Source organism: Rhodococcus sp. BS-15 (genome assembly GCF_000813105.1).
Lineage (GTDB): Bacteria > Actinomycetota > Actinomycetes > Mycobacteriales > Mycobacteriaceae > Rhodococcoides.
Genome location: NZ_BAOX01000272.1, coordinates 1 through 6613 on the forward strand (window position 1 = coordinate 1; position 6613 = coordinate 6613).

General features: G+C 64.0%; 9 protein-coding genes and 1 pseudogene. 5 read left to right on the top strand and 5 right to left on the bottom strand.

Going from position 1 to position 6613, the window contains the following annotated elements; all coding sequences use genetic code 11:
• Positions 1–50: 50 nt before the first annotated feature.
• Positions 51–1315, bottom strand: a pseudogene (locus RHBS_RS22295) (M18 family aminopeptidase).
• A 67-nt stretch (positions 1316–1382) separates the two neighbouring features.
• Here RHBS_RS22295 and RHBS_RS22300 point away from each other — a divergent pair.
• Positions 1383–2291, top strand: a complete 909-nt coding sequence (locus RHBS_RS22300) for a hypothetical protein (RefSeq protein WP_183130235.1) — start codon at positions 1383–1385, stop codon at positions 2289–2291.
• Positions 2292–2321: 30 nt separating this feature from the next.
• Here the strand turns inward: RHBS_RS22300 and RHBS_RS22305 are convergent, their stop codons facing one another.
• Positions 2322–2762: a glycosyltransferase gene (locus RHBS_RS22305; protein WP_183130236.1), complete on the bottom strand. Its 441-nt coding sequence runs from the start codon at positions 2760–2762 to the stop codon at positions 2322–2324.
• Between the two features lie 271 nt (positions 2763–3033).
• Between RHBS_RS22305 and RHBS_RS31640 the strand changes: the two genes are divergently transcribed.
• Positions 3034–3156 (top strand): hypothetical protein, encoded by a 123-nt coding sequence (locus RHBS_RS31640; RefSeq protein ID WP_259468008.1) that lies wholly within the window; start codon positions 3034–3036, stop codon positions 3154–3156.
• A 275-nt stretch (positions 3157–3431) separates the two neighbouring features.
• Here RHBS_RS31640 and RHBS_RS29220 read toward each other — a convergent pair whose 3' ends face one another.
• From RHBS_RS29220 to RHBS_RS22320, 3 genes are all read right to left on the bottom strand, one after another.
• Complete coding sequence (locus RHBS_RS29220; protein ID WP_179273649.1) at positions 3432–3593, bottom strand: hypothetical protein; 162 nt, start codon at positions 3591–3593, stop codon at positions 3432–3434.
• Between the two features lie 400 nt (positions 3594–3993).
• A complete protein-coding gene (locus tag RHBS_RS22315; protein ID WP_121870806.1) occupies positions 3994–4293 on the bottom strand; it encodes a hypothetical protein in 300 nt (99 codons plus the stop codon).
• Positions 4294–4346: 53 nt separating this feature from the next.
• Positions 4347–4583 (bottom strand): hypothetical protein, encoded by a 237-nt coding sequence (locus tag RHBS_RS22320; RefSeq protein ID WP_121870807.1) that lies wholly within the window; start codon positions 4581–4583, stop codon positions 4347–4349.
• Positions 4584–5264: 681 nt separating this feature from the next.
• Between RHBS_RS22320 and RHBS_RS22325 the strand changes: the two genes are divergently transcribed.
• From RHBS_RS22325 to RHBS_RS22335, 3 genes are read left to right on the top strand one after another with little or no spacing between them, the layout of a single operon-like run.
• On the top strand, positions 5265–5492 hold the full coding sequence (locus RHBS_RS22325) for a hypothetical protein (protein WP_128646451.1): 228 nt from the start codon (positions 5265–5267) through the stop codon (positions 5490–5492).
• 47 nt (positions 5493–5539) lie between these two features.
• On the top strand, positions 5540–5779 hold the full coding sequence (locus RHBS_RS22330) for a hypothetical protein (protein ID WP_128646452.1): 240 nt from the start codon (positions 5540–5542) through the stop codon (positions 5777–5779).
• A gap of 25 nt (positions 5780–5804) precedes the next feature.
• Positions 5805–6467 carry a hypothetical protein gene (locus tag RHBS_RS22335; protein WP_128646453.1) on the top strand — a complete coding sequence of 221 codons (663 nt, stop codon included), beginning with the start codon at positions 5805–5807 and terminating at the stop codon, positions 6465–6467.
• The last annotated feature ends 146 nt before the right edge of the window (positions 6468–6613 follow it).

Sequence of the window (6613 nt, forward strand, 5' to 3'; positions counted from 1 at the left end):
AATCCGCGCGCACCTGACGAATGCGCGCGCGTTTGCGCCGCCGATCGAGCTCAGGCAGGGGCGAGGAATGCTGCCAGCGCGTCGGCGTAGGACTTCACGTCGGCAGCTCCCATCAATTCTCGCGATGAGTGCATGGCCAGCTGAGCTGCGCCGACGTCCACCGTCGACAGGCCGGTGCGCGACGCGGTGATGGGTCCGATGGTCGATCCGCACGGCAGATCGGCGCGATGTACGTAGCGCTGCAACGGAACTCCGGCCTGATCGCAGGCGAGCGCGAAGGCACCCGCACCCGCGGAATCCGTTGCGTAGCGCAGGTTCTGGTTGACCTTGAGCACCGGTCCCCCACCGAGTTCGATGCGGTGTGCGGGCTCGTGCCGATCCGGGTAGTTGGGATGCGTCGCGTGCGCCATATCGCCTGATGCACAGATGGATCCGGCCATCGTGCGCAGGAACTCCTCACGCCCACCGCCTCGTCCCAGCACGATGCGCTCGAGCACTGTGTTCAGCAGATCCGAGAATGCGCCACGGTCGGACATGCTGCCGACTTCCTCGTGGTCGAACAGTGCCAGCACCGGAGTGACGGCGGTCGGATTGTCCACTGCGGCAAGCAAAGCCTGGGTTCCGGCGTAGCAGGTTCCTTGGTTGTCCAGACGGGGCGCACTGACCAGTTCGGATTCGACGCCCACGACGGCACTGGGCGCGAGGTCGTGCGTCATCAACTCCCAACCAGTACCGAATGCGGGTCGACGCCTTCTCGCACGGCAACGTAGGCGATGAACGACTGCGGTGAATTGCCCACGCCCCAAATGGCATTGACGTGTCGCTGCGGATCGAGGGTGACGCCCTTGCGATCCTCGGACAGGTGGATTGCCAGCTGCGGAACTCGCAGAATGGGCTCGTCTACCTTCACCAGTACCTCGCGGGCCGTGTTGCCGTCGCGCACACTCAACCGACCGGAGATACCCAGATCGCGATCGAGCCAGGAGTTGAGCCAGGCACCGCCGTACGGTTCGAGGCCCACCATCTGCCAGCCCGCTGATTGCAGATCGGGATGCTGCTTCACGCGGAGGTTGGGGCTGTCGGTGTGCCCGCCGACAATGCGGAAGGGACCGTCCTGCTCGGTACTCCACGCGACGAGTGATCCGCCTCGAACGAGGTAGTAGCGGCCTGGCTCCGTCGGCCAGGCATCGGCCTCCTCGAGGCGTACGAAACCGGCGTCCTCGAGCTGCACCGACACCGTCCGACACACGTGAAACGGGGACGGCGAGACGTCGACGAAGTTACAGAGACCGGTTGCAGAAGCGTTGGACGGCATGGGAACCATTGTGGCAGCCGCCGCGTCGAACACCTCGAGAGCACACACCGACCGGGGGGACGACTTCATGAAATTTCATTCTTTGCCTGACTACGGCGCAGTTCATGCGACCACATTCGCCATCGTGCGGATGAAGACGATCGAAGCATTTCGCAAGCGTGGGGTGGTGGTTCACCGCGAGGACGCGACAACTTTGGCGGTGGGCTCGGGCGTTCGCATGTCACTGAACAATTTGTTCGCCCGGTGCTCCGGGGTGAGTCGATCGGCGTGGGACGGCATCATCGCCGGCCATGTCGACCTCATGATCGAGACGATGCGTGAGGCGGATCCCACGTTCTTCACCGGATTGTCGGACGACGAATTCCACTCGAGGCTGCGCGAGCGCGTCATCGCTCCGTCCGCCCTGGCGGCTATGGGTGAGTGCGAGTACGAGTATTCCGTCCCACTACTCGACGTGCCGGGCGCACCGCGACGGGTACTGAACCTGTCTTCTCCGAATCGCGCTGTGACACTGGCAGATCGGCATCTCGTCGGCCGAGACCTGAACGCCGCCTGGGCAGCCGGCCGAAGGAACACCGCAGCGCTGAAGTTCGAGGACGGCCGAATTCTCAGCAGAAACAGCATCGACATCGAGGTCCTCAGCGGTGATTCGATCTACCTCGCGTCGAAGGTTGCCGATATGACCAAGCTGACCTCCGCGCACCTCGGCGAATGTCTGTACGGCGTATTGTTCGTCGTTCCCAATGCCTACGAGTTCGTTTTCCACCGGCCGCGCAACGCCGACGTGGCGCTCGCGGCAGCAGCCGAGCTCGCCGAACTGGCCGACGTGTTCTCGCGCGACACACCGAGCCCACTGTCGCGCTCGGTGTTCTTCTGGCGAGACGACGAGTACTGCCAGGTGTTCGACGGGATCTCGATCGAACCCACCGGCATCTTTGCGTCGACTGTGAACGAGCTGCGAGAGTGTGCGGCCTGACGTAGATCACCTGCTGATACGTATTCGGGATCAAGAGCTCCGGCGGAGTTGGACATCGACGTCCGTCGTGTCCGTCCGCGTTGTCGCGGCGGCGACTGCGCAGGGTTCCTCGGGCCGCCGCGTACGCATCAAGGCTCGCGCGCCACCGATGAGGTCCGACAGTACGGCGGGGAGGGTCGCGGTCGAGCGGGCCGAGGCGGCCGTGACGTTGCGGGCTGCCATCGCGCGCAGCGCATCGGGGTCGTCGAGCAATGCCCGAATCGATGCGATGTCGGAGGGATCGAACACCGTCACGCCGAGTTCGCGGATCTCGCTCAGCACCGGATAGGGCCCCGCCGCAATCGGCTTCCCGGCCGCGGCGGCCTCGAGTACCGGCAGCCCCCAACCTTCCCACGACGACGGCAGCACCACGAGATCGGCGGCGGCGTAGAGATCAGCGGAACTGTCGCTGAACCCACGATGGATCGGCACCCGGGGTGGTCCGTCGCACAGGTGGTTACGGATCGGTCCCGCCGGATCGGTCAACCAGTAGTGCGCCCGACGGCCGGGGCGGTCGAGTGATTCGTGGTGTTGTCCATGTCAGGCCTTTCTGAATCGGATGATGCCCCCGGTGTCGGGTTGCAACTCGAGTCAGCCATCTACGGCCGCACACCACCACCCCCGTCAACACGAAACCGCTGATCAGAGGCGAGTTCGACTATCCGGACCGGACGCCGGAGGTTCCGGACCGGAATCTGCTTCGATGCCCGATGCAGCTCATGCCGTCGACGGCGAGGACGACTTCGTGATACTCGAGGACGTCGGCGAGACGACCGTCTGGGGCAACCCGCGCGAGCGCCTCGGGATCGGGAATCGCTCGGTGTGATCGACATGGAGCGCAGCGCGAAGGTGTCGAAGTATCGCTTCGAAACTCGGGGTGCGCCGGTGGCAGGGATCGAAGGTGGTCGGGCAAGGGGATCGGTAGCGGCAGGTAGGCGTGCGCAGCTCTATGGCGACGACTGACGGGGTAGAGCGATGGGAGCAAACACGCGGAAGTGGACCACCCGACAATTGGGCGGGCGGTGCCGAAACGGACAATCAACGACGAACGCCCGCACTTCCGCGAGGGGAGTGCGAGCGTTCGAGTGTCGAGAGGCCGCGCTATTCGGGCGGCGGGACGGTGGGTCGTCCCGCTGCGGCGTCGCGAATCCACTGAGGTACCTCACGCCCGTTGCGTTCACGGATTGCGATCGATGCGCGAGCGGCGGCCGCGGCGACTTCCGGACGCCCGGCTTTGATCTTGCGTTCCTCGGTGGTGGTCATCGCGGTTCCTCCAGCTCATCGACTCGATTGTCAGTGTCCTCGTATTCAGAGGGTTGCGCCAGTGCGCGTCGGAGGGCGCGATCGGCAACGGCAACGAGAACGTCCTGTTCTGTTCTGGATATGAGTGGCGAATCTGTGACCGCCCCGTAGATATCCCACCCCAGGGCAGCTTCGGCGTCGTCCGTGCTGACTGTGTGGTCGAGGCACCAGGTGATCCGCTGCCAGGCTTGCGCGCGTTTGTCCGCCACGGTGCGTTGGCGGACGGTCAGGGCGACGCCGACGACGGCGAGGGCACCGACGATCAGGGTGACCCACTGCTTGAGCGGGCATCAGGGGCGTTCCTTCCAGGTGGGGCGGGGTAGGTGGCCCCGGTGCCGGGATATGGCACCGGGGCGGTCGGTTACCGGCGTGAGCTTCCGCGGATGATGTCGCCTTCGATGTAGGTGAACCCGTCTCCGCGGCCGTCACGGAGTGCGAAGTGGTAGTCCGCTTGGACCCAGACGGTATCGAAGTGTCCGGCGTCGGTGAGGGTGCCGAGTAGGTCGCGGTCGGCTCCGTTGGGGAAGAACGCGACTCCGGACGAGGGCGGGTAGTAGCGGTTCAGGGTGTCGATCAGGGATTCGACGCTCCGGCAGTCGGCGGCCGCGTCGAGGGCCTTGTCGTAGATGGTCCAGTAGTCGTCGTTGTCGTTGGTGGTCATCGCTTGTACTCCTCGGTCGGGTCGGTCGGATTGGGGGTGGTGAGCGGGCCGGGTCAGTAGTCCTCGTCCCGGTGCTCGCCTGCGTAGGTGGGGTCGAAGTCGGCGGGTGCGTGGGCCGGGTAGCGGCGTCGGAGATCGTCCTCGAGGTCGAGGCGGTCTTGCCAGTGCTTGTCGCATCTCGGGTGCGCGACCCCGGTTCCGGACAGTGCGTCCCGGTATTCGACGTCACCGGTGCAGTTGGGGCCGTCCGCGATGCAGGTAACGGTCTCGGTGTTCGTGGTCTCGGTCATAACTGTTGCTGCCCTTCGGAACTGGTGACGGGTCGGTCTTGCGTCCTCCCCACGTTTTTTCGCCGTTTCTGGCGTGAGGAGAGAAGGCAGTGCACGGGGACGACGGGGCAACCCCTCGTCTCGGACAGTTTTCGCGGGAGCGCAGCGACTGCGGGACGAAAAGTGTTCGGAGCCTTGGCCGTAGCGGAGCGGAGCGAGGGGTTGAGGCGGCGGGCACGGGTGATGCAGTATCGCCGGGAGCCAGATGTGCGACAAGAAATTCGATGTCTTTTCACGGTGCGGAGCGCAGCGGAGTTCGGTTCGGGGGACGCCCGCAGGGTGGCCGGCACCGCCGACAGGCGGAGCACCGATCGCTCGTCGACCTTCGGATCTGGCCACCTCCCGGTTGTGGAGCTCGGCGGGTGATTGTGCGGGAGCGACGCAGACCGACCACGTTCAGTGTCGCGGTAGCGCTGGAAGTCGTTGGCACATCGCGAAAGCACTGCATGGTGCGACATCGATGGACAAATGTTTCGTAAACGTTTCTTCTACGAAGACTAGACAGACCGATCGTTACTGTCTTAGCATCAGTAACGATTCACTTTCCATCCGAAGCACGAGCCCGCTCCGTCGAGCAGCTGTCCGGATCGGTGATCGACCTGGGACCGTGTCACGAAACGCGTTCAACCCGGAGGTATTTCGATGTTCACTCGAGTTCGAAGCATGGTGGCTGCGGTCGCTGTGACGATCGCTGCAATGTTCGGCATCGGCACCGGCGTCGCTAACGCGGTGATGCTGCCGTACGCCTACTACCCGTCATCGCTGGCGTGCGCCGAGGCGGGCCTGGCTTTGATCGATGAGGGGGCGACCAACCAGTACTCATGCAGGGGCGAGCGGAATGGACTGTGGCACCTGTACATCAACGAATAGGGCCCCTGGGGCCGACGACAGATCTCGAACAGAGGGGAACAAGGATTGTGCGTAAGAAGATTATGGCTGTGGTCACCGGAATCGTGATGGCGGGAGCGCTGTCGGCGACGGTGGGTGCAGGTTCGGCTTCGGCATCCGTGGTGAAGATGGGAACCTTCTCGGAGCTACGGACCTGCGTCTACGCTGGTGAGGCAAGCGGGTCGATCTACTACACCTGCAAGCAGGAGGGGCCGAACACCTTCGTTTTGTATGCGGACGACGGGATTACGGACCGGGTAGCGAACTGATCGACCGAGGTGCGAGGAGATCGTCATGTTGGACCGGCAGCTCTTCGGTGATGGTGTCGAGATTGCGGGACACGGCGCTGTTGCCATCGATGATGGTAAGCCCTATTTCATGGGTGCGGGCTTCGAGCCGCCAGAAGGGCTGTCGGATACCGCAATTGCGTTGACGGGTTCGACTGCGGAGGACCTAGTGACGCAGGTGGACCCCGCGAGCCCTTGGGTGGCGATTCGTGGTCGCTGGCAGGGTCGAGCAATAGAACTGAGCGACGTGGAGCTCCTCGATCGGTCGCCGGCACCGGGCGAGTCTGTTGACCGCCCGGTGGTACCGTGCGATCCCCCTTCCGGTGGGTGGGTCGGGTATCCGGATCCGCGGAGGGCGTGGACGGACGAAGAGAAGGAGCTGCGCAGTTCGGGCGTTCTCGTTTCGAGAAGGTCCGTCGAAATAGAAGATGGCAGTTATGTTTTCGTGTTTCTGGTAACGGATCGTAGCGCCGCAACGGCAGTGCTCCATCGACTCTATGACGCGAACTCCATATGCGTCGCGCCGACTCGATGGACTGCGGATAAACAGCGGGAAACGATGCGTGCGCTCATCGACGACAGTTCCCCGTGGGCGGACATCTTGTTCGGATTCGGTGAGTCACCCGACGCGACGGACAGAATCATATTGTCGCCGAACCGCTGGCAGTGACCGACGAGCTCGAGCGGTGGCTGCAAGACCAGCCGGACGGCCTTGTCGAACTACAGCCCGCGTTGTGGGAACTCGACAAGGGTTGACCGTATGCCGTGTTCAGCACGGCAGCGCTGAGTTCGCTTCGGGGACGCCCGCAGGGTGGC